Here is a 22,377-nt window from a genome sequence, read left to right as displayed (position 1 = left end):
TGATCCTAACAACCTTGCTGGATCAAAAACTTCACCTACTGGGGGTAGATCTTTTTATTAATAAGTGTGGAGAATATTGTTGATAAACATGGGGATAAACAGGCGTTTTCAAAATAGACTTGAGGATAAGGTGATTATTATTTGCATGTCCTGATGGTGTCTTGAGTTAGTAAATAGTATGTCTTAAAACTTCTCTTACCCCCTGACATATCAGCTTTCATAGATTATACCAGATCCTTTATAATCCTCGTATAAACCCGCATTTTCGGTCGTGCTACCATCAAAATTTTAAGGTAATCACTTCTAACTTACCTACCCTTTCAGGAACATAAGAGACCCTTTAAGCCTATTTAATCAATCCTTTGTCACTCTCCAGTGACTTAGCAACTATGCCCCAACCTCAAATATAATAATCTCACATATCCCCCAAATTTTAATAAAATCATGCTAAAATCTGCCAATAATTTCTCCGAAAATCTCACCCAAAAAATGATTAAGCAACATCACCTAAAACCTACCAAATCACCTAAAATTTAACTCCTGATTTTCCACTTTTATTATTCAAAATTCGCTTTGAGCTGGAAATTTTATGGAACTTTTTAGAATAAATAGGAATAAATTTACTGCTCATTTTCCACTTTTATTATTAAGGAAAATTTTGGGATACCTTGGGAATGGGGGTTTTGGGAGTTGGTATTTTCCACTTTTATTCTCATGTAACAGAGTTGTCCCCCAATAAAAAAAGTGGAAAACACAGAGGAAGAATTTACAAGTAAAAAATTAGGATGTTAAAAGTGTAAATCTACCCCCTCAGGTGAAAAGTGATGCGAAGTAACATAAATGATCATGATCCTAATGATCCTAACAACCTTGCTGGATCAAAAATTCACCTACTGGGGGTAGATATTTTTTATTGATAAGTGTGGAGAATATTGTTGATAAACATGGGGGTAAACAGGCGTTTTCAAAATAGACTTGAGGATAAGTGGTGATTATTAGTGCATGTTCTGATGGTGTCTTATTGAGTTAGTATTTAGTACGTCTTAAAATTTCTCTTATCCCCTGACACATCATCTTTTATAGACTATGCCAGATCCTTTATGATCCTCGTATAAACCCGCATTTTCGGTCGTGCTACCATCAAAATTTTAAGAAAATCACCCCTTATTGAAAACCCTTTCAGGAACATAAGAGACCCCTTTAAGCCTATTTAATCAATCCTTTGTCACTCTCCAGTGACTTAGCAACTATGCCCCAACCTCGAATAAAATAATCCCACATATCCCCCAAATTCTAATAAAACATCACCAATATATTCCAAAATTATCTTTCTATTCGCATCCAAAAAATTATTAAGCAGCATCACCTAAAACCTATCAAATCACCTAAAAATCAACTCCAAATTTTCTACTTTTATTATCAAGGAAAAATTTAGAGTACGTTGGGAATGGGGTTTTAGGAGTTGGCTTTTTCCACTTTTATTCTGAGGTAACAAGGAGAGGGTGAAAATTTTTGTTTTACTATAGTAGTGTTAATTTAGAAGAAATAAAAAAGCGGTGGCCAGGTAAAGAACCACCGCTTAATGATATATTCTTTTGATCAGTACATTCAATATTACAAGTTGTGATTTTTTACTTGAATGGAGAGATAAGATATCAGTTAAACAAGTTTATTTCAACGTTTGATTGATTTTCTAACTCACGTACTGAAATACTTTCCCAGTCAATTTCTGCAAGGCTTTTTCCGCTGATACTTACACTAAACTGTGATCTCCAAATCTCTACTAAATCATCGTCTGTTTCATCCTTAAACTCATCTGTTTCAATAGGAGTATCGACATAAATTATCAATCGATCTATTAAATAATCGATGTCCTGTACTTTACTTAATTCATTTAGTAAGTTCAGAATATCTTTTTCTGCTAAATTCACTAGTTCTTCTCTCGTGTATTGATGTATATTTTCGCCATCTGGTAAGAACTTATATTGAATTTGAGCATAAGGTACGGTGTGGTCGTAAGTCACCCTGTTGATCCCTGATCCACTAGTGTTTTGAATCCAAGGTAATTCGGATTCGCTTTTAGGTGCTGATCCCAGCATATTTACAGCTATTTCCTTCAGTTTGTTTTGAACATCTTCTCGATTAACATTTTCTCTTTCCCTAGATTCTGTTATTTCTGGAGCGTTTTTGGGTATTGTTTGAATATTTCCTTCGGAATCTTGAAAATAAATTTTACCTTCAGCAATATTAAGATCAAAAGACCTGATATCAATAATACGAACTTCTTCGCTGCCATCTTTGTTCATTCTGTAAACGTTATACCAGCCATCAGACTCATTAATATAGAAAATATAATCATTCGTAACATTAATGCTGTTTGAAGGGTGTTTACTGAGTTGCACTTTACTTACACCATCAGTGTTTACTCTAAAGATGCCATCATTGTTTGAATAATATATATCATCATCTACAACGTTCATGCTCTTCACTCTTACATATTAGTTTACTGTGATTGCTACCATCTGTTTGTATTCTATGAATTCCAGGATTCTCACCGTGAGGGTTATAGTAGTAAATCCAATTATCTACAACACTTAAATCTGATGGAAACTCTGCATCTGTAATTTTAGTTTTATTACTACCGTCAGTTTTCACCTTATAGATGGTACCCTCATCCAGATAGTCACTGTAGTAGATGTGATCATCTACTACATTAATATAGTGATCATGATCATCATTAATTAAAGTTTTATCAGTACCATCTGTTCTGATTTTAAATAACTTACCATCATCAGTATCGGCTACCCAATAGTAAACCCAACCATCTAAAACATTAATAAACTCTACAGGTTCATCAACTAGCAATTCTGTACTACCATCAACTTCTTTTTTGTACAAATGCCCATTTTCATTTAGATTGCTAAAAAAGACTTTATCATCATATTTACTAACTATACCTCTATTTACTATGTTTCCTGTTGTATTTCCTCTTTCGGTATTAATTCCTTCTTCTTCGTGACAACGATAAGGATACAACTGTGACCAAATCCGTTAGTGGAATTTCTGAGACGCAAGGAAATTGCTTAATAAATTCGGTTTTCAACCTGAGGGAGCGAAATGGCAAACAAATTACGAAAGCTTTGGGGAAAAAGATAAATTGACTTCTGTGAAAGATTTATTTGCATTTGTAAGTGATAAGCCATTTTTAGAAAAAGTACTTAAACAATTGGACAAAGTGTCACCTTTGGGTGAGTTACATATATGGAAATGAGTTCGGAAGGTGATGTTTTGGGTTCTGTATCAATTACCATGCCTAAAGGTGTTAGCTTAAAATATAAAGAACTTATAGAAATGTATATTAACCAGGTCTCTGCAACGTTAAAAAGGCTCCAAATTGAAAATAAATTAATCAATAAGGCTAATGAAAAGGAGATGATTCTAGATAATATTGAAGCACAGGTGTGGTATTTGAAAGACGTAGAGACTTATGGAAAAGTTAATAAAGCTCATGCGGATTTTTTCGGTGTTTCAAAAAGTGAATTAGAGCATAAAACACTGTGGGAAATGCTGGCTACGAAGAAAGAAGCAGAGATCTGTATAGAAGACAATAAGAGAGTTTTTGAAGAGAAAAGTAAGGTTCTAACGGAAGGGCTAGTAATAAATGGAGGAGGATAAAAAAGACTGTTAGCTATTAATAAAACCCTCAAACTAGATCAAAACGAGGAAGTAGAGTTTGTGGTATGTTATGCAGATGATATTACAGAACAGAGAAAGGCTGAGAAAGATTTTATCAATTTGGTTGAGAATTCCCCAGACATGGTGGTACGTCACGATATTTCTTCAAGACATATTTATGCAAATACGGCTGTAGAAAGGGAATTAGGCATATCAAAAGATTTTTTTCTCGGTAAGACCTAAAGAAGAACAAGAGGTTTATCATGAGTTGTTTGGAAACATTTTCACGGTCGGATTGTACCTGAAATAGATGAGAATGGGGAAGTGAATTCATTACTGGTAGTTACCCTTGATATAACAAAACAAAAGCAAGTCGAAAGTGAACTAAAACAAATGAAAACCCTTTTAGAAGGTAAAAAGTGTTATCAGGTTTATCATAAACGAGGAAAACCCTGTGAACCGTGTCCTTCTATAAAATGTTTAGAGACTGGTAAGGTGGAGATAGAAGAGATAAATGTTCAAGATGGTCATACGGAAGGAGATAATTTAATAATTGAAGCAACAGATGTACTTAAAAATGTATGTAGAAGTGAAGATATTATTGCAAGATGGGCGGTGATGAGTTTGTTATATTACTTCCAAATACAAATCGAAAAACAGCAGAAAAAATTGCTGAACGGATAAAGAATAGGCGAATAGAAGTCAATAATAATAGAATCTGTCTATCATAAAGTATTAAAGTAAAGAGTCTAAATGAGAGTTATTGAGCCATTAAAAAAGGGTGATACATTACCAAGAAGGTAGCTTGGTTTTAACAGAGAAAATTTGTCACAAAGGATGGGCAAACCAAGGAATATGTGCTTATTGTATCTCCAGTGAGAGATTATATCGAAGATGACACCATAATAAAGCTAGAATATATTCTAGAAAAATTTATAAATGGCTATACCAGTAGAAGTTAAAAATGAGAAAGTTGTAGTATTCTTAAAGATGTTACAGCAAGCATAATTATGAATGACGTGTCATTTGGTAATATATGGACATAAAAGACCTCTAGAAGAGACAAACTATAAGGCAGTAACAGATGAATTGACAGGGAGTTACTATAAGAGTTTTATAATGGAGAGGTTTACTGTAGAAATAGTAGCAAGCTAACTAAATTATATTAGATTAATATGAATATGCTTACCTACTAAAGGAGAATATTAGGATTGAAAAGAATTGGGTAGCCAGGTTGGTGAAGAAAGTTTCTGATATGCTTGAGTAACATTAATAAAATGTGTTGCTTTCACAATAGCTGATCAAATAGAGAAGCGTTCAGAAAGAGAAAAGTACTTATATGATGGGAAAACTATACATATAATTTAAGTCTTGGAGAATGTAGTTTGAGTGTATTCAATCTAAAATATATGAAGAACTAATTAAATGTGCTGATAAAAAAGCCAATCAAGCTAAAATTGGTAGATAAATTGTGAATTTTTGTTGTGTCCTCTATTAAAAAACGGAAAATTAATAGAGGGAAATATAGAGTAATTCACAAGTGAAAATACGGCGCGAAAAGTCTAAATCTACCTATTAGGTGTTTTAAATGATCGTCTGTGATCATAAAAGTTCACTATTGGGTAGATATTTTGTAGACAACGGTGTTGATAAATATGTTAATAAATAAGCATTTTAAAGTGGGTTTGAGGATAAGTGATGGTCATTAGCGGTAGTTTTGAGTTGAACTAGAATAATATTAAATAAATATGGATTTTAATACAATACAAATGATACTTTTTATTTTTTATAGTGTTTTTTAAAGATATGGCATCAGTATATTTTCACACCATGAACGTTGGGATGGTAAAGGGTATCATTAAAGAATTTAAAAATTGTTCAGGTAGTCAATTTGATCCTGAATTAGTGGATGTTGATATCTTTCTAGACATAATAGAAAATAATTAATAAAATAATAAGAAAGCACACTTAATATGTTTTTATCTTTTTATGTTTTAGAGAAATTAGATCTTAAAAAAACAGATCTGAACGGTTAATTAAGAAGATGATGGGTTCTATGAAAAAAAGATAGTTATTGAAAATTTGATAGGTAGAGAATCTTTAGAGAAGGAAGAGGTGTTTTATGTGAACATCAGTATATCAAAAAATACTTCTTACGATGTTCAAACCATTTTGAATTCAATAAAAAGTAATATATGTCTATTAGATGAAGAAGGGAATATAGAATATGTGAATACTTTATGGTTATCTTTTGCTAAGGACAATAATGCAGAAATCGAAAAAGTTAGTAAAGGTTATAATTATCTTGAGGTTTGTGATAATGCAAAAGGTAGTGATAAAGATACAGCAAAACAAGTTGCTGCAGGGATACGTTCTGTTATAAATGGGGAAAAAGAAGAATTTGAAATAGAGTATCCCTGCCATTCTCCTTCAATAGAGCGCTGGTATTTAGCTAGGGTAGCACCTTATAGTGATTTAAAGAATACTACTAAAAGAAAAGTTGTAATTTCCCATGATAATATTACCGAGCGAAAAAAGGCAGAAAGGGATTTTATCAACCTGGTTGAGAACTCTCCAGATATGGTGGTACGGCATGATACTACCTCAAAACTTATTTATGCAAATTCTGTCATAGAAAAGGAATTAGGTATATCAAAAGACTTTCTGATTGGCAAAACTTATGATGAAGCTTATCAGAAATTAAAAGGTGAAATAGATATAAATGATCATTTATACCAGCAATTCAAGAAAAAGACGAATTTGATAAAACAATCAGCTCAAACTAAAGAAGGGCAAGAGGTTTATTATGAATTAATGGGAAAACATTTACACAGTAGAATAGTGCCTGAAGTAGATGAAAATGGAAAAGTTAACACTATACTTGTGATCACACGTGATGTAACTAAACAAAAACAAGACGAAAAAAAATTACATCAAACCAAAAATCTCTTAGAAGGTTTATTTGAGAGTATTCAGGACGGAATCAGTGTACTTAATTTTGACTTATCTATTCGTTATACCAATAAAACTATTAAAACTTGGTATGAAAGTGACTTACCTTTAGAAGGTAAAAAATGTTATCAAGCTTATCATAAACGAGAGGTACCTTGTGATCCTTGTCCTTCTATAAAATGTTTACAGACTGGCAAGGTGGAGGTAGAGGAGATAAATGTTCAAACAGATATAGGGGAAATGTGGATTGAACTTTACAGCTATCCATTATTTGAAGAAGGTTATGATGAGCCCACAGGAGTAGTAGAATTTGTTAGAGATATTACAGATAAAAAACAAACTGAAGAGCGAGTGCGATACTTGAGCTTTCATGATACTTTGACAGGTTTGTATAATCGTACTTACTTTGAAGAGGAATTTAAAAGGATAGATGTGGACAGGCAGTACCCTATTAGTATTATTATTGCTGATATAGATGGTTTGAAATTAGTAAATGATGAGCATGGTCATGATGCAGGAGATACTTTAATAATTGAAGCGGCAAATTTACTTAAAAGTGTATGTAGGAGAGAAGATATTATCGCACGCTGGGGCGGGGATGAATTTGTTATATTACTTCCTAAAACTGACTCTAAAACAGTAGAAGACATTGCTGGCAGAATAATAAGTGAACAAATGAAAACTAATAATACTCAAATCAGTTTATCTGTAGGAGTAGCTACGAAAGAAAATAATAAGCAAACTAAAGAACAAGTGTTTAAAAAAGCTGATAAAAATATGTATAAACACAAACAAAACAGAAAAAAGAGAAAGCCAGATTAACTCACTTACCTTCTGTTGCGATTTCGTTAATGGGAAGTATCTGTCTTTCAATAAAAACCTAGTTAAAAAAATGGTGAAAAACTCTAGGATAAATAATAAGTAAAAAAATAGGGCAAAAAAGTCTAAATCTACCCTCTTAGGTGGCTGAAATGATCTTCTGTGATCATAAATTAGTTAACTATTGAGGGTAGATTTTTGTTTATTGACTAGAGTGTTGACAAATATGGGCCAATTAAACCTTTTAAGTCCTCTCAAAATTCCTAGTGAAATGATACTTAATCAGCTTAAAATCCAATAAATCTTAATATATTATACCATTTTAGTAAAGTATTTCTTTTTAATGAAACTTTTTGTTGTTATCTATTGTCTAATTGGTGCACTAACACAAAAGTAAAAAATGAAAGGAGGCTCAGATAGATTTGACAATAGAACTACAAGTTCAAAAAGCAGTGAAAGGAGATGAAGATAGTTTTGTAAACCTAATACAATCGAGAAAAGAAAAAATTTATCGCATAGCATTTTCATATGTAAAAAATAAAGAAGACGCTCTAGATGTAGTTCAAGAAGCAACATATAAAGCGTACATTTCAATAGATAAACTAAAACAACCAGAGTACTTTGACACTTGGCTCGTCAAAATAACTATCAATACTGCAGTGAATTATATTAGATCAAATAAGAAGTACGTTTTTATGGAAGAGAACAAAGAGGTTAGAGATAGTCAATATAATAAAGATGAGCTAGTTGAGATGATAGACTTAAATAATGCTTTAGATGATTTAGAGCAAAAATACAAAGAAATTATAATATTAAAGAGCTTTGAAGGTTTTAAGTTCAAGGAAATATCAGAAATATTAGGCTATCCATTAAATACTGTTAAAACAAAATTTTATAGAGGTTTAAAGAAAATTAAAGATAATCTGGAAGGAGGTTATAATTGTGAAGATTAAACGTAAGCTTCAAAAGTTTAAAGAAGATTATTACAACAGTATTGACATCCCTGAAGAAATTGATGATTATTTAATGAAAGGAGTTGAGAAAGGAATGCATGAAAAAGCTAGAAAAAATCATAAAATTAAAAAGATAGGTATAAGTGTTGCCGCTTCAGTTATGTTGCTTTTTACAGTTAGTATTAATACAATGCCTACTTTTGCAAATGCTATGCATGATATCCCAGTAGCAGGCCAGTTAGTGAGGGTGCTACATTTTAGTGAAGAACCTCAGGAAGGTGGTAAAATTACTGATGGAAGTGACGTAGAGTTTATTTCATTGGTCGAAAAGGACGATAAAGAGCATATAGTAATAAACTTTTCTCAAGACTTAAAAGAAGAGGAGTTTGCAAGTCACTATGAAATTGATCATAGTGAATACCCACACACTTTAGATTTTAAAATTTCAGGTGTTAGAGAATTTTCTGCTGAGGATGAGTTTGAAAAGATGAAAGATGGAAACATGATAAAGGATATATATAGACAAATGACGCTTGACGATTCTATGGTAAGATTTTCAATAACTATGGATAAACCTTTCTCATATCAAGTGACAGAATATAAAGAACCAGGACAGTTAGTAGTCACTTTAGAAGAAAAACAAGAAAGTAAAGAAGACGCTATATATTCAATCAGAAGTGAGTCATATCCTCATGGTGAAAAGATTGGAATAGTCGAAGAACAGATATTTTCACTTGACAATAGAAGGATGCTGAAAGATGAAGATGGAGAATTTTTAATAGAAGTAGACCAGTTTAATAGTAAAGAAAAAGCAGAAGAAAAAAAGAATAGCTTAACAGAAGAATACCCAGTAGTTTCTGATTTTGTGATAGAAAAAAGAGGAACCAGTGATATTCCTAAAAACTATTAAGAATATACTTGTCCTCTAAAAAGCGCGACAAAAACTAAAGAAATTTAAAGTGAAAATTAGAATAATAATTCTAAATCCACCCTTAAGGTGATGATATGATGCTTCTAAGCTGTAGAATATCACCTCTGGGTGGTTTTTTTGTCGATAAATAGAAGTTATGCTAAGCAAAATCACCTCGCAGACGAGTTAAAAACTAGAGTTTTTCGTTGATGGTTAGTTTAAGACTAATGGGGTAGGTTAGTTAAAAGGAACAGATTTTTTGGCACATCATTAGATTGATTTGACACAGCTTATATTTCATGTATATTTTAGATTAGGAACTAATATAATTTCTTAACTTTTACATTGTAATCTTACTCCAGTAAATCAGGATAATAGGGGTATATAGACATAAAAGGAGAATGTGTAATTGAGCTTCAGTCTGTTGAGGCAATAACTTTTTTGAAGGTTTGGCTGTAGTGTTTTAACAGGCATGGTAGTTTATCAGTAAAAAAACAGAAACAAGTTGATAAATAGTAAAATTGTTATATTGAGGTGATTGTGTTGGACCTTCAATTTATTTTAAGAGTGTTGGCTTTTTTATTTATCTTTTTAATAATCACAAAAATAACGAGAATAATAGCAGCGCGTATAGGTGAGGAATTTGGCTTTGCGGATATTCTTATAAAGGTTTCTGATAAGCTTATATATTTTTTTAGAAAATAAATCTGTTGCAGTTCATAGGGAGGTATAGGAGGGAGCGACTTGAACTTTTCAAAAATCAACGAAGATAATAAAAGACTATTAAACATATCGGGATTTTGTTCTTAATAGCGTTCTTTATATATGAACTTCCCCACCGTTCTTATAGTATATTAGAATATATTATTAGACCCGTTAAATTGAATAACGGAGTAATATATTTATCAGCGGTAGTGGTGATTATCTTATTTATTATTGCAATAAAAGGCCTTTTTAATCTTGAACGTTTTAAACATACTAATAAATTGTTGATTATCATAGGTGCGTTCCTATTAATAAGTGTAATGGGAAGTTCTATAGACATAATCAGGACTTCGTATTATTGGGTTAGGGCTAATCCATTAAGTTCAGTAGACTTAGAAAAAGCTAATACTGAGAAGCGGATTGATGAAAAAGAAGTTACCCTGACTTTGAATTTGGAATTAATAGATTATGGTACTAGTAAGCAAGAATTTAAAATTAGGATGTATTTCCCAGAAGAATGGCAGGTTTTTTTCGAAAAAGAGTATTATGATCTAGAACGCCCCCCGTATTTCACATATGGCCATCGTAATGTTAATGATATTCAAGAGGAGATTTCTCTTAAGCTTGCAGAGGGTATTTCTGTTGATGATTTAGTAGAGAATTCTTCTGATCAGATGACTTTTAAATATAAGTTATACGATGATGAGAGTGAAGTCTTGATTAAAGATTACAGCCTTGAAGATTTTGCCTTAACATTGTGGTAATGTAAATAGTAGTTAAGTATTACTAATATAATCGGTGTTAACTTTAAATAAAATCCCTTGACACGAAATCGAAAATAGTATAATTTAAACATAATGAGCGAGAATGATTATCAAACTCAATCATTATGTTTTTTGTGTATGTGATAATAGTCAATTTTCGGTTTAGAAATTCGACAAATAAAAAATATTTGAAAGTATTGAGTGTTAAGAAAAGGGGTGATATTTATTACTTTAAACATATGTGTTAGGTTAAAAAGAATTATAACCAGTAAGTTTGAAAAAGTCATTTCACAGTCATTTGTTGTAGTTTCATTTATGATAATAACATGTAAGCTATACCAAAGAGTTGTAGCAAGAGAGATAAGCAAAGCCGAAATTTCTTCTAATGATAGGGTTCTATTGATTGGTGGAGGTGCACTCCCCTATACGGCAGTTTTAATTAATAAACTTACAGGAGCTAAAGTTGATGTGGTAGATAGTGACACTCATGCATATCAATGTGCAAAGGCATTACACGAGAAATATTATCGAGACTCGTATTTTCCTTACTGCATGTGTGGTAAAGACTGTGAGTTTGAAAGATACAATGCAATTTTAATAGCAAGACAAATTGAAAAAAAAGATGAGATTATTAACCGTATTGTAAATAAGTCAAGGGTAAATACAAAGGTTATTGTGAGGGATGAAAACAATCTCCCTGTATTTTTACCAGATAAAGATTCATTGTTAGTTCTATGATAATCTTTAATTTGTGGTGTAAGAGAAATCATAAACAATGACAAATTATTTTTAATGTATTTAGTGATAAGTTGGTAAATACTTTTTGGTATAGTTTTCAATACCAAAAAAACCACACTCAAAGTGATAATTCATAGTCTAAATTATATTAAAATTAACCTCTGCAGAGTGGATTTCTTGTTGATAGGTATGAAACCAGTCAATACTCATCATAATATTTGTCGGGTCGAGATGCTAGCCACAACAGTAAACTTAAGGGCCATGAAACTAAAAAAACCAGGAAAGCTATTAAACAGCCTGACTTCCCACGTTGTTCAGCATATTTAAAGACCCAAATTAAACTTAAAACTAATAATCCTATAAACAAAAACAAAAGAAAAGCTTCCAATAAAGTTCCTCCTATCCCGTCATTTATGGCTATTACACTTATTATTTTTTTCATTTTGTTGTTTCAATTTCAAGTATTTTTTATAAAAACTAATAACTCAAATTAGACGGGGATAGGAGTTTTAAGTATTTAAAAGGTGTTTTTTTGATCCTATCTATATTTATGGTATGTTTTATTCACCATTTTCATCATCCTCTTCTTCTTCTTCACCGTTTTCTCTCCCAGCTCTGTTAAGTGCATCCTGTACCGCATCTTTCCATAATTCCGAGCTTTCAGTAGCTTCAGAATATGTATCTACTTCATGTGAATTTTCTTCTTCAAACCTTTCTGGCATTTCATCTTGAGCTTCGTGGAATGGCTCCCACTCGTAGTCATCATCTTTAAATTCATATTCATTATCTTCTTCATCAGCTACCTGCACTTCTTCTAATTGTACTTCTTGGATCTCATCGTTTTCAAGGGTGACCCATGTGATACCCCAGCCATCTTCGCCTTCTTCTGATATCCCCATAAAAGTTCCATCAAATGGTTCCGTTTCTCCTTCAGCTCGTTGTATCGCTTTTTCAACAGCTCCCATAGCTTTATTTGAAGTGGCTGTGGCTTCACTATAAGCTTCGATATCAGCAGAATCTGCTTCTACAAATCTATCCGGAAGTTCTTGCATTGCTTCATGAAATGGCTCCCAGCCATAGTCGTCCCCTTTGGTAATACCTTTATCTGTGTATTCTTCTAATTCTACATCTGTAATTTCATTGTCTTCAAAAGTTACTTCAGCGAGTACAAACCCACTATCATCAGCCTCTGACGATGCATGGTATGTACCCGTTATTCCTTCACCGTTATCAGCGACACTATTATCACCATTTGGGTCATTATCTTCATCAGGTTGACAAGCAATTAAGCTAAGCATTAACATTGTAACTATTGCAACTATTAGTATATTTTTATGCAATTAAATCCCTCCATTTGTTGTGATTCCATTTTTAATATTCCTTTTTTAAAAACTGATATGCTATTAAAAAAATGGAATAAAAAAGCTTGTCGATAGTTTAGTATAAGCTAGACCTTCGACAAGCAAAGGGTTGATTCTTTTTAGTATTATAGGGCTTTTGTTGTACTAGAGTGTCATATTCAAGTACACTAAATAAGTGATGAGCTTATGAGCTGTTTAAATTGTTTTTCTTATTATAAGTCATTTTTAAGAGAAGCTCTCATTGAATAGCGTCCTTCACTTCATGTTTGATATAAGAAAGTTGATGTTGAGTTACAGGATGAGCTGAAGGTACAACTACTAAACGAGGGTTAATTCTTGCACCTAGTTCTTTATGCTCTTTTTTGTTCTTGGTTGTTGCCTTGTTTGCATTGAATGCTTATTTTAATGACTGGGCAGATTAGTATCCAAACCAGCGGTCTGTAAATTAAAGTTACTATCATGGGGTTTCTGAGGATCCTTATTACTTTCAGTAAATTTCATTCCTGAATCACTCACAATTTTATCTCTATTATGATCTAGTTTGAAATTTTTTATTATATATTCATATTTGACAAAGAAGTAGAAATTATTCAAAATAAAGGTGTTATGAGGAAATAGTTAGGAGGAATAATAATGGACGAAAATATACTGAAATATATTAGTGGATTTATTACTCTAGATAATGAAAATTTAAAATTAATAGAAACAGAGGAGAAACAAAGAGATGATACTCAGCCTAGTATTGAATTAGAAATAGGGAAACTTTTAGGTTTATTAGCTAGGCTAATGGATGCAAAAAATGTTTTGGAATTAGGAACTTGTCTTGGTTATTCAACTATTTGGTTAGGTGAAGCAGTTAAAAGTACTAATGGAAAAGTACTATCTATTGAAAGGGGCTCTAAATTATATCAAGATGCGAAAAAGAATATAGAAAGGGCAAAATTAGAAAACTATGTTGAACTCTTATTAGGTGATGTATCCCAAGTAATTTATGATTTACAAGGTCCGTATGATATTATTTTTCAAGATTCGCAAAAATCTCTATATCCGAAATTACTAGATAAAACAATTGAGCTAACTAAACCCGGAGGGTTAATAATAGCTGATGATACTTTATTTAAAATAAAGGGGGCTCCCAGAAATTTGGGAGCCTCAATGGATGAATACAATAAACTAGTATTTGATGATAATCGACTTTATAGTACTATTCTTCCTGTGGGAGATGGTGTCACTATTAGCTATAAGTTGAAGTCGTAAAAAACTCACTAGAACTTTTGTTAAGTGCGAGTAAACTAACAGCTATCATTGTGATTAATCCCTCTGGAGCTAGAAAAGTTGTATTATAGATTAAAGAATACATAAATTCACTTTGGCCTTCCGGAGCATATTCCCCAAAAAACACCAATCCGGAAGTAAAATGAGCAACGAAACGTGCTAAAGTTCCAACAAGTATTCCATAGACTATTGGCGGAACTTTATTATCACTTTTATTAACCCAAGATGCAAATATACCTGCTAATCCTAAACTTGCAAATGCCACTGGATAATCGAGAAGATATTGAACCCAATGAATAGCAGTTGCACCGGTAGCCAAACGTAAGAGCCCATAGCCAGCTCCTGCTAGTATACCTGACTTTATGCCCCATCTGAATGCCATAATAACGATTGGTAACATTTCTAAACTAACTGATCCGCCATAGGGCATTTGGAATAATTTGAACATGTTCAAAATTAGTGCGAGAGCTAGAGCTACCCCAAGCTCAGCTATCATTCTTACATTTGTTGATGTGTTAGTCATGTAAATACCTCCTAATAAAAATTAATATATAATACAAAAAGCGCAATTCGTAGCGAATTGCGCTTTTAGCGTACTAATGGCCATAAGATATAGGTTATACGTGGCCTGTATACTAAAAGCCAATTCCCTACGCCGGTATTACCCAGGTCAGGTTCAAGGGTAGGACCTTGAGTCCTTCTCAGCCGATTTTCGGCACCCCTATTGGCTTTTCATTATTTTTTGTTCAATTCTTATAATAACAGATTATTACATTTTCGACAAGTACCATTTACATGTGGACAATTCATATTTTAGTTCAAAAACTCTAGTCTGATTTCTAATAGTGCTTTGACATGTATAAACAAACATTTTATTACCAGCAAGTTTTTCTTCTTCTACAGATATAATTTTTTCTATACGAATAACTTGTTTACTTCCCTCTTTAGTAGAAATGCGATACCTTAAAGGTTTTGGTATGTCGTTATCTGTAAACCATGCAATCATTTCTATCGGTTTCATGATAATTTTCATATTATACTCTCCTCTACAATAAGCTTGACATCATAGGATAATCCTCAACAGTATCAACTCCACCTGAAAAAGGAGGTATTGATGAATATAAAAAAGAAGAGCGGATTATTGAAGTTTCACCATGTTTATCTCTGATTTGATCTATAACCTTATCAAGATTATGAGAACTAGAGTGATAATCAAATAAAGAATACTGATAAAAATCATTATTTGATAGAGATGATAAAGAAACTCCCATGTGTCTAATTGGTTCTCCTTGCCATAACTCTTCAAAAATTTGTTTAGCTACTTTAAATATATCTAGGGTTGAATTTATTGAGATAGATAACTTTTTTTGTTTAGAATACATATTAAACTGATCATTTTTTATAGATATAGAAATTAGTTTTGTAGATTGATTAATTTTACGAAGTCTAGTTGCTACTTTCTCAGTTAGAGATAATAATAAAAGTTCTGCTGTTTCCCTTTCAGTAATATTTCTTGGTGTAGTTGTTGAGTTACCTAGACCTTTAATGGGAATTCCTTCGGATCGTACAGGGGATTGCTCGATTCCATTTGCATAATTCCATATTAATAAACCATGACTTTTTAACCATAGTTTTAATTTTTCACGCGAGGTGTTAGCTAGTTCACCAATAGTTGAAATACCTCGATCACGTAATTTCTTTTCTGTTGCTTTACCTACCATAAAAAGATTATTAACAGGCAAAGGCCATAATTTCCTAGAAAGATCGCCTGGAAATAATGTATGTATCTGGTCAGGTTTTTTAAATTCAGAGGCCATTTTAGCTAAAAGTTTGTTAGATCCGATCCCGATATTTACAGTGAACCCTAATTCATTTTTAATGGATTCTTTCATTTGTTGTGCAGCTTCTAGATAATGTCCATGGTGGTTTTCCATATTAGTAAAATCTAAGAAAACTTCATCGACAGAATAACGCTCGATTATCGGAGAGTAATTTGTCAAAAGTTCAACCATAGCGTTACTACATTGAAGATATAATGAATAGTTCGGAGGAACAATTAATAGATTAGGACACTTTTTACAGGCACTGTTTAGAGTTTCACCAGTTTGAATATTGTATATGTGTTTAGCAGGAATAGATTTTGCTAGTACAATACCTTGGCGCTTATCACTATCACCACCAATAACCGATGGCACAGTTCTAATATCTAACTGTTCTCCTTTTTGTAGCCTTGAAGTTGCTTCCCATGACAAATAGGCAGAATTAACATCGATATGAAAGATTGTTCGAGAACTCATTTGTTGACCACCTCTAAAATGATTATACTAGAACAAACGTTCGAGGTAAAGTCATGATTAAATAATTTAAAACATGTCAACCATAACAAGAATGAAGGTTGACAACAATTTTGCTATATAGTAATCTGTAAAATATGGAAGTTATTAAAACCTGAAAGGAGCATTAATATGAGTAAAATGAGTATTAAAGAATTAGCTCTAATAGCTTTATTTGCTGCTTTAACTGCAATTCTCGCCTATGTTTATTTACCTATTCCCATCAGCCCTGTCCCAATAACTGGACAAACTATGGGAGTTATGCTTGCAGGTGCATTATTAGGTGCAAAGAAAGGGTTTATTAGTCAGATAGTATATCTATTAATAGGGATAGCAGGTTTTCCGGTGTTTGCAGGAGGCTTTGGAGGAATTACTACTCTTGTAGGCCCTACTGGAGGGTATCTGTTGTCATATCCTTTTGCAGCCTATATTATTGGAATTTTAGTTGAACGAGTTGAAAATAAAATTGGATTTCATTATTGGACACTACTAATCTCAACTTTAACACTAGGTGGAATGATAGTTATCTATATACCCGGTGTGATACAGATGGCTTTAATTACTCAAATTCCTATCAGTTTAGCTATACTTGAAGGAGTTGTTCCGTTTTTAATTGGTGATATTGCAAAAGTAATCGCAACTGCATTTGTAGTAAGAAGTTGTCATGCTCTAGCTGTAAAAGAACGGTTTTCATTATAATAGAAATATTAAACACACTTCTTGTTGAAGTGTGTTTATTTTTTAATATAAAATTTTGAAATTAATATGGTTAGTTTGATATATTATAATAGTGTAGAACATCCATAAAAAATTTGGTAAAAGTGAGGGGTTAGATGACCAAGTACGTTTTTCCAACAGAACCGAAAAAAAGAGTTGAAGTAGTAGATATTATAAGAGGTTTTGCTTTATTTGGGGTATTACTCGTAAATATGACGTTATTTAAATCAACTTTATTTTATTTAGAAAAAACGCCAGGAGAGTATGTAGGAGAGTTAAATATTCTCTTTGCTTGGATTATAGAACTATTTGCGGAAGGGAAGTTTTATCCCATTTTCTCGTTTTTATTTGGTTTAGGATTTTATTTTTTTACTACGAGGGCTAAGAAAAAAGGATTAAATGTAGTATCTCTTTATCGGAGAAGAATTTTAGGACTGTTTATGTTTGGAATAATTCATTTAGTGTTTATATGGTCAGGAGATATTTTACATTTATATGCTATTGGTGGCTTAACTTTATTATTATTTAATGATTTTAAAATAACAATTATAAAAAAGTTTATCTTAGGTTTTTTTGTTCTAGCCATATTAGTACAAGGTGGATTATTTCTTTCAGAGTCATTAATTATTGAAGATCAGATTGATGCGGAAGTAGATCCTTTAGAAGAAAGAAAGATGCTAAAAATACAAGCTTTAGAAGTTTATCAAGAAGGGAGTTTTAGTGAAATTCTTAGTTTTCGTGTTCAAGAGGAGTTGCCATTTGTTTTGGCTAATGTTTTAATAAGTATATCTGATATTTTGTTTTTATTTTTACTGGGAATGTATGCAGGTAAAAAAGAAATTTTTTATAATATAAAAGAGAATATTTTTATATTTAAAAATGTTTTAAAGTGGGGAGCTTTAGTAGCAATTCCAGGGTTAATTGTTTATGTTTTAATTCTACAGGATGTAATATTACTTCCTCGAGAACTTAAACTTCCGATACAAGAAATTGTTTTTTATGTTTATTCAATTGCTTTAGCATCAGTATACATATCAGGTATTGTAATATTATCGCAAAAAGAGAAATTTTATAATTTACTGCACCCATTGTCATATGTTGGTAAATTAGCTCTAACAAACTATTTAACTCAATCTATTATTAGTGTTTTGGTCTTTTATGGTTATGGTTTAGGGTTATTTGGGAGAGTTTCGCTTTTTATAGGTGTTGTAATAACAATATCTATATTTATACTACAAATAATATGGAGTAAGCTTTGGATGACTAGATTTAAATTTGGACCATTTGAATGGCTATGGCGAAGCTATACATATGGAGAATTACAATCAATAACAAAGTAACTACCTGAAAGGGTGATGGAGAATGCTTATAAGACAGGGGGTTATTTCTGACTTTGAAAGGTTAAATTGGGCGTGGAGAAAAGATAATATACCAACTCAAAAAATCTTTAAGGATAGAATTTTAGAAGGTAAACAAGAGTTTTGGGTAGTAGAATCTTCTGAACATGAAGAATTATTAGGAGAGTTTCACATTGTCTGGAACTCTTTTGATCCATATGAAGCTGATGGCCTATCTAGAGCATATATATGTGCATTCAGAATACATCCTGAATATAGAGGCCAAGGATTAGGTAGAAAATTAAAGGATAGAGTTTTACAACGTGTTAAGGAAGCGGGTAAAACTCAAGTGACTATTGGAGTTAAGAGTGATCGCCCTGAAATAAGAGAAATGTATAAAAAATGGGGTTTCACAGAACTTATAAAAACAAAGGATGTTGATCATCATAATTTTGATAGTTATGGAAACCCAAACTTTGTAGACAATTCAATTGAACTATATTTAAAATATTTAATTAATTAAAAAAAGGATGGTATGTTATGGAGCATTATGAATTAATAGCTACTTCTACTTTTGGGATGGAAGCACTAGTTAAACAAGAAATTAAGGATTTAGGCTATGACATTATTTCTGTTGAAAATGGGAAAGTAACTTTTAAAGGAGATAATGAAGCAATTTGTAGAACTAATCTATGGTTAAGAACTGCTGATAGAGTTAAAATAAAAGTAGGTGAGTTTAAAGCTACTTCTTTTGAGGAATTGTTTGAAAAAACAAAAGAACTTCCATGGGGTGAGATACTACCGCCAAATGCAACTTTTCCTGTTGAAGGGAAATCTGTTAAGTCACAATTATATAGTGTTCCAGATTGTCAAGCAATTGTAAAAAAATCAGTAGTAGAAAGCTTAAAACAAAAATATAATAAACAATGGTTTGACGAAGATGGTCCACTTTACAAAATTGAGATAGCTCTCTTAAAAGATACTGCAACTTTAACTATAGATACCACCGGAGCAGGATTACATAAACGAGGATATAGAGCTTTGCAGAGCTATGCACCTTTAAAAGAAACTTTAGCTGCAGGACTAATTTTATTAGCACGTTGGTGGCCAGATACTGCGTTAGTTGATCCTTTTTGTGGTTCTGGAACAATTCCGATAGAGGCTGCGATGATAGGTTGTAAAATTCCCCCAGGGTTAAAAAGAGATTTTACTGCCACTTCTTGGCCAAATATCTCTAATAAAACTTGGGAACAAGCTAAAGAAGAAGGTATGGAAATAGCTCAGTTTGATAAGAAATTAAAGATAAAAGGTTATGACATTGATGATAATATGGTACAACTTTCAAAAGAGAATGCAAAAAAAGTATTAGGTAAAAATACCCTAGAATTTCATACACTTTCAGTTGAAGATCTTACTTCTAAAGAAGAATACGGGAAAATTATTTGCAACCCACCATATGGTGAAAGACTAGGTGAAGAACCAGAAGTTGATGAATTATATCGTGAAATGGGTAAAGTATTTAGAAAAAGACTTCCTAGTTGGTCATTCTATATATTGACTGCTCACAATAATTTTGAAAAACTGTTTGGTGAAGAAGCAACTAAAAGACGTAAACTGTTTAATGGTCGAATTAAAGTAGATTATTACCAATATTTTGGGCCAAAGCCACCCAAACAAAGATAATATGTTATTAGAACTTTTTATGAGAAATAATGCCTCCCTAAGAGAAAATAGTCTAGGGAGGCCTTTTATGTTTTAAGACCCATAGTAATAATATGGGTCTTAAAACATTATTCAATTTTATATAACACATCTACACTAGCATCAAAAGTGACTTCTCCTGGTTCTGCAGCTAAACCAGCAGTACCATAAGCATCCATTTCTGCTTCTTCTAGTGCTACTGATCTATCAGAAGAGAAATCAATTTCAGTATAACCTATGGATGTGCTCCCTTCGTTTACTTGCCTAGCATCCCCCAGTGACTTTTTGTAAAATGCTGCAATTCTTTTTGCTTTATTCTTTGCCTTTTCCATAGCTTTATCTAGTGCTTTTAGTTCATACTCTTTTTCACTCTCAACTCCGTATTCGAGGGATATAACATTGTTTACGCCTTTTTCTACACCAGCTTCTAAAATAGGTCCTACTTGTTCTAAATCTGTTACAGTGACATCAATTTGGTTTGAGACTTCGTATTCAGGGTCTTCATCATCTTCAGGATGTACATATTGTTGACCGATACTATATTGTCCAACTTTAATATCTTGTTCATCTAATCCTATATCGTGTAAGGTATCTACAACCAATTCCATTTTATCAATATTCTCTTCTTGAGCATTTCTTACACTTTCAGAACTAGTTTCAACACCAAGTGTTAGATAAGCTAAATCAGGTTCAACTTCTACAATCCCCTCACCCTTGACAGTTACTATACTGGTTTCTCCGTTAAGATCTAATACTTCTTCTTCGATAGCATAAGAAGTTACAGGTGAGAAAGCTAACATTAATCCAATAGCCATAACAACTCCCATGGTTAAATTAGGTCTAGACTTTTTAGATAACATTAAATCAACCTCTCATTAAAAGTTTCTATTTTGTAGGACGAACCTGTTCTTTAAAAGTAATGAAAACAAAAGTATTTTTACATATTTTTCATACAAAATAGCTATTACATCACATGTCGCACTAGTGAAAGAAGTCAGAAAAAAGTAGATCCAAGTATTAGAAAAAGTAGTTCGCACGAATATATGAACAGTCATTATAGTAGATTATATATAGGAGAGAATACGACTTTTCTATAGAATGAGGTAGAATATAATCGTTATAGAAAAAGTTGCCAAGAATCAATTTGTAATGTATAATATTAGTAACTATTTATATTATGAAAAATGAGGAGGCTAATTTATGATACCTGAGAAGCTTTTAGATAAGTTAAATGAACAAATCAAGCATGAATTTTATTCCGCTCATTATTATCTAGCCATGGCTGCTTATTGTAAATCAGAGGATTTAGATGGTTTTGCTAATTTCTTTATGGTGCAAGCTGAAGAAGAACGATTTCATGCTATGAAGTTTTTTAATTTTATTGATGAGCATGGAGAAACTCCTGTTATTACAGGATTTGAAGACCCAAAGAATGACTTTTCTTCATTACAAGAGGTTTTTGAGCTATCATTAAAACATGAACAACATGTGACAAAGCTAATACATAACTTAATGGATATTGCTCAAGAAGAAAGACACCATGCATCAATTAGCTTTTTACAGTGGTTTGTAGATGAACAGGTAGAAGAAGAGTCTTCTATGGATAACATTTTAAGTAAAGTTAAGCGTGTTGGAAATGATGGTTCTGGTATTTTAATGCTAGATCAGGAACTTGCTCAAAGGACATTTACTCCACCTAATGAAGGAGAACAAAATTAGTATTAGTTAAAACCTGTAGTTATATAACTACAGGTTTTTTTAGTTTGCCCTGCATGGGCGGTAGCTAGGCGGTGAAAGTCCGCTACAGGCTTGGTGGCAGGAACTGTTAGCAAATGGCAAGGGCGTCCATCGTGAGGTGGAGTCTGAAGGAAGCCTAATGCAAAATCTCGGTCTGACGAACAGAAACCACATACAAGGCATATTTAGAGCGGACAAGTGTGCTGAACAACACAAAATCCGATACCACCCGAGCTCTACGGTGTAAATGTGGCAGATATATGAGAGGAAAGTTACCGTTCTTAACAGGGGAGGTCTTACGGGGGTTGCCGACAAGAGGGTTTAACCAACAACCCACAGCGACAAATCGTGCAGTGATGCACGGTTGAACCGTAAGAAGTCAGCCGAGGTCATAGTACCG

At 32.5% G+C, this 22,377-nt stretch carries 22 protein-coding genes, 1 pseudogene and 1 riboswitch; of the genes and pseudogenes, 16 read left to right on the top strand and 7 right to left on the bottom strand.

Features of this window, described 5'->3' with window-relative positions:
- Nucleotides 1-1,655: 1,655 nt before the first annotated feature.
- Both CDO51_RS14900 and CDO51_RS14895 read right to left on the bottom strand, forming a co-directional pair.
- On the bottom strand, nt 1,656-2,480 hold the full coding sequence (locus CDO51_RS14900) for a DUF5050 domain-containing protein (protein WP_089022775.1): 825 nt from the start codon (nt 2,478-2,480) through the stop codon (nt 1,656-1,658).
- Nucleotides 2,464-3,036 (bottom strand): DUF5050 domain-containing protein, encoded by a 573-nt coding sequence (locus CDO51_RS14895; RefSeq protein ID WP_158212287.1) that lies wholly within the window; start codon nt 3,034-3,036, stop codon nt 2,464-2,466. Before CDO51_RS14895 ends, CDO51_RS14900 begins: the two co-directional genes overlap by 17 nt.
- A gap of 43 nt (nt 3,037-3,079) precedes the next feature.
- Between CDO51_RS14895 and CDO51_RS13710 the strand changes: the two genes are divergently transcribed.
- The 10 genes and pseudogenes from CDO51_RS13710 to CDO51_RS02715 all read left to right on the top strand — a co-directional run bounded on the left by CDO51_RS13710 (nt 3,080) and on the right by CDO51_RS02715 (nt 11,516).
- Nucleotides 3,080-3,271, top strand: a complete 192-nt coding sequence (locus tag CDO51_RS13710; protein WP_089022773.1) for a hypothetical protein — start codon at nt 3,080-3,082, stop codon at nt 3,269-3,271.
- The gene (locus CDO51_RS02750; RefSeq protein ID WP_089022772.1) at nt 3,262-3,675 is read left to right on the top strand and encodes a hypothetical protein; all 414 of its coding nucleotides are present in this window, start codon (nt 3,262-3,264) and stop codon (nt 3,673-3,675) included. The genes CDO51_RS13710 and CDO51_RS02750 overlap by 10 nt, the downstream gene beginning before the upstream one ends.
- Nucleotides 3,676-3,735: 60 nt before the next feature.
- Nucleotides 3,736-3,918, top strand: a complete 183-nt coding sequence (locus tag CDO51_RS02745) for a PAS domain S-box protein (protein ID WP_089022771.1) — start codon at nt 3,736-3,738, stop codon at nt 3,916-3,918.
- A gap of 150 nt (nt 3,919-4,068) precedes the next feature.
- A pseudogene (locus CDO51_RS13440) lies at nt 4,069-4,406 on the top strand (GGDEF domain-containing protein).
- A gap of 283 nt (nt 4,407-4,689) precedes the next feature.
- Nucleotides 4,690-4,830 carry a hypothetical protein gene (locus CDO51_RS13705; protein WP_158212286.1) on the top strand — a complete coding sequence of 47 codons (141 nt, stop codon included), beginning with the start codon at nt 4,690-4,692 and terminating at the stop codon, nt 4,828-4,830.
- 969 nt (nt 4,831-5,799) lie between these two features.
- A complete protein-coding gene (locus CDO51_RS02735) occupies nt 5,800-7,449 on the top strand; it encodes a sensor domain-containing diguanylate cyclase (RefSeq protein ID WP_089022769.1) in 1,650 nt (549 codons plus the stop codon).
- Between the two features lie 419 nt (nt 7,450-7,868).
- Nucleotides 7,869-8,399, top strand: a complete 531-nt coding sequence (locus CDO51_RS02730; protein ID WP_089022768.1) for a sigma-70 family RNA polymerase sigma factor — start codon at nt 7,869-7,871, stop codon at nt 8,397-8,399.
- A complete protein-coding gene (locus tag CDO51_RS02725) occupies nt 8,389-9,309 on the top strand; it encodes a DUF4179 domain-containing protein (RefSeq protein ID WP_089022767.1) in 921 nt (306 codons plus the stop codon). Before CDO51_RS02730 ends, CDO51_RS02725 begins: the two co-directional genes overlap by 11 nt.
- A gap of 881 nt (nt 9,310-10,190) precedes the next feature.
- On the top strand, nt 10,191-10,778 hold the full coding sequence (locus CDO51_RS02720) for a hypothetical protein (protein WP_143824668.1): 588 nt from the start codon (nt 10,191-10,193) through the stop codon (nt 10,776-10,778).
- Between the two features lie 216 nt (nt 10,779-10,994).
- Nucleotides 10,995-11,516, top strand: coding sequence for a hypothetical protein (locus CDO51_RS02715; RefSeq protein ID WP_205842081.1), 522 nt, complete (start codon nt 10,995-10,997; stop codon nt 11,514-11,516).
- Between the two features lie 560 nt (nt 11,517-12,076).
- On the opposite strand, the gene CDO51_RS02705 is transcribed toward CDO51_RS02715, so the two are convergent.
- Nucleotides 12,077-12,856, bottom strand: coding sequence for an FMN-binding protein (locus CDO51_RS02705; protein WP_089022764.1), 780 nt, complete (start codon nt 12,854-12,856; stop codon nt 12,077-12,079).
- Between the two features lie 654 nt (nt 12,857-13,510).
- On the opposite strand from CDO51_RS02705, the gene CDO51_RS02700 reads away from it, so the two are divergent.
- Nucleotides 13,511-14,134: an O-methyltransferase gene (locus CDO51_RS02700; protein WP_089022763.1), complete on the top strand. Its 624-nt coding sequence runs from the start codon at nt 13,511-13,513 to the stop codon at nt 14,132-14,134.
- Here the strand turns inward: CDO51_RS02700 and thiT are convergent.
- From thiT to CDO51_RS02685, 3 genes are all read right to left on the bottom strand, one after another.
- Complete coding sequence (gene thiT / locus CDO51_RS02695) at nt 14,112-14,675, bottom strand: energy-coupled thiamine transporter ThiT (protein WP_089022762.1); 564 nt, start codon at nt 14,673-14,675, stop codon at nt 14,112-14,114. The genes CDO51_RS02700 and thiT overlap by 23 nt on opposite strands.
- Nucleotides 14,676-14,782: 107 nt before the next feature.
- A riboswitch (TPP riboswitch) is annotated at nt 14,783-14,885 on the bottom strand.
- Nucleotides 14,886-14,921: 36 nt separating this feature from the next.
- A complete protein-coding gene (locus CDO51_RS02690) occupies nt 14,922-15,185 on the bottom strand; it encodes a hypothetical protein (RefSeq protein ID WP_089022761.1) in 264 nt (87 codons plus the stop codon).
- Nucleotides 15,186-15,198: 13 nt separating this feature from the next.
- Nucleotides 15,199-16,449, bottom strand: coding sequence for a Y-family DNA polymerase (locus CDO51_RS02685; RefSeq protein WP_089022760.1), 1,251 nt, complete (start codon nt 16,447-16,449; stop codon nt 15,199-15,201).
- A 168-nt stretch (nt 16,450-16,617) separates the two neighbouring features.
- Between CDO51_RS02685 and CDO51_RS02680 the strand changes: the two genes are divergently transcribed.
- The 4 genes from CDO51_RS02680 to CDO51_RS02665 all read left to right on the top strand — a co-directional run bounded on the left by CDO51_RS02680 (nt 16,618) and on the right by CDO51_RS02665 (nt 20,222).
- Nucleotides 16,618-17,184 carry a biotin transporter BioY gene (locus CDO51_RS02680; protein WP_240503468.1) on the top strand — a complete coding sequence of 189 codons (567 nt, stop codon included), beginning with the start codon at nt 16,618-16,620 and terminating at the stop codon, nt 17,182-17,184.
- Between the two features lie 134 nt (nt 17,185-17,318).
- Nucleotides 17,319-18,542, top strand: coding sequence for a DUF418 domain-containing protein (locus tag CDO51_RS02675; protein ID WP_089022759.1), 1,224 nt, complete (start codon nt 17,319-17,321; stop codon nt 18,540-18,542).
- 22 nt (nt 18,543-18,564) lie between these two features.
- A complete protein-coding gene (locus tag CDO51_RS02670; protein ID WP_089022758.1) occupies nt 18,565-19,062 on the top strand; it encodes a GNAT family N-acetyltransferase in 498 nt (165 codons plus the stop codon).
- Between the two features lie 17 nt (nt 19,063-19,079).
- Nucleotides 19,080-20,222 (top strand): THUMP domain-containing class I SAM-dependent RNA methyltransferase, encoded by a 1,143-nt coding sequence (locus CDO51_RS02665; protein ID WP_089022757.1) that lies wholly within the window; start codon nt 19,080-19,082, stop codon nt 20,220-20,222.
- Nucleotides 20,223-20,329: 107 nt separating this feature from the next.
- Here the strand turns inward: CDO51_RS02665 and CDO51_RS02660 are convergent, their stop codons facing one another.
- Nucleotides 20,330-21,100 carry an SIMPL domain-containing protein gene (locus tag CDO51_RS02660; protein WP_089022756.1) on the bottom strand — a complete coding sequence of 257 codons (771 nt, stop codon included), beginning with the start codon at nt 21,098-21,100 and terminating at the stop codon, nt 20,330-20,332.
- Between the two features lie 340 nt (nt 21,101-21,440).
- On the opposite strand from CDO51_RS02660, the gene CDO51_RS02655 reads away from it, so the two are divergent.
- Entirely contained in the window at nt 21,441-21,959 is a 519-nt protein-coding gene (locus CDO51_RS02655; RefSeq protein WP_089022755.1) for a ferritin, read from the top strand.
- Nucleotides 21,960-22,377 lie beyond the last annotated feature (418 nt).

It is taken from the genome of Natranaerobius trueperi (assembly GCF_002216005.1).
Lineage (GTDB): Bacteria > Bacillota > Natranaerobiia > Natranaerobiales > Natranaerobiaceae > Natranaerobius_A > Natranaerobius_A trueperi.
Note: the sequence above shows the minus strand (reverse complement) of the source record. Positions and strands in the feature narration are given on the sequence as shown.

Bases quoted from the DNA above. Each gene is read 5' to 3' on its own strand.
- CDO51_RS14900 (WP_089022775.1), bottom strand. From the start codon at position 2,480: ATGAACGTTGTAGATGATGATATATATTATTCAAACAATGATGGCATC.
- CDO51_RS02750 (WP_089022772.1), top strand. From the start codon at position 3,262: ATGGAAATGAGTTCGGAAGGTGATGTTTTGGGTTCTGTATCAATTACC.
- CDO51_RS13705 (WP_158212286.1), top strand. From the start codon at position 4,690: ATGACGTGTCATTTGGTAATATATGGACATAAAAGACCTCTAGAAGAG.
- CDO51_RS02700 (WP_089022763.1), top strand. From the start codon at position 13,511: ATGGACGAAAATATACTGAAATATATTAGTGGATTTATTACTCTAGAT.
- thiT (WP_089022762.1), bottom strand. From the start codon at position 14,675: ATGACTAACACATCAACAAATGTAAGAATGATAGCTGAGCTTGGGGTA.
- CDO51_RS02690 (WP_089022761.1), bottom strand. From the start codon at position 15,185: ATGAAAATTATCATGAAACCGATAGAAATGATTGCATGGTTTACAGAT.
- CDO51_RS02685 (WP_089022760.1), bottom strand. From the start codon at position 16,449: ATGAGTTCTCGAACAATCTTTCATATCGATGTTAATTCTGCCTATTTG.
- CDO51_RS02680 (WP_240503468.1), top strand. From the start codon at position 16,618: ATGAGTAAAATGAGTATTAAAGAATTAGCTCTAATAGCTTTATTTGCT.
- CDO51_RS02675 (WP_089022759.1), top strand. From the start codon at position 17,319: ATGACCAAGTACGTTTTTCCAACAGAACCGAAAAAAAGAGTTGAAGTA.
- CDO51_RS02670 (WP_089022758.1), top strand. From the start codon at position 18,565: ATGCTTATAAGACAGGGGGTTATTTCTGACTTTGAAAGGTTAAATTGG.
- CDO51_RS02665 (WP_089022757.1), top strand. From the start codon at position 19,080: ATGGAGCATTATGAATTAATAGCTACTTCTACTTTTGGGATGGAAGCA.
- CDO51_RS02660 (WP_089022756.1), bottom strand. From the start codon at position 21,100: ATGTTATCTAAAAAGTCTAGACCTAATTTAACCATGGGAGTTGTTATG.
- CDO51_RS02655 (WP_089022755.1), top strand. From the start codon at position 21,441: ATGATACCTGAGAAGCTTTTAGATAAGTTAAATGAACAAATCAAGCAT.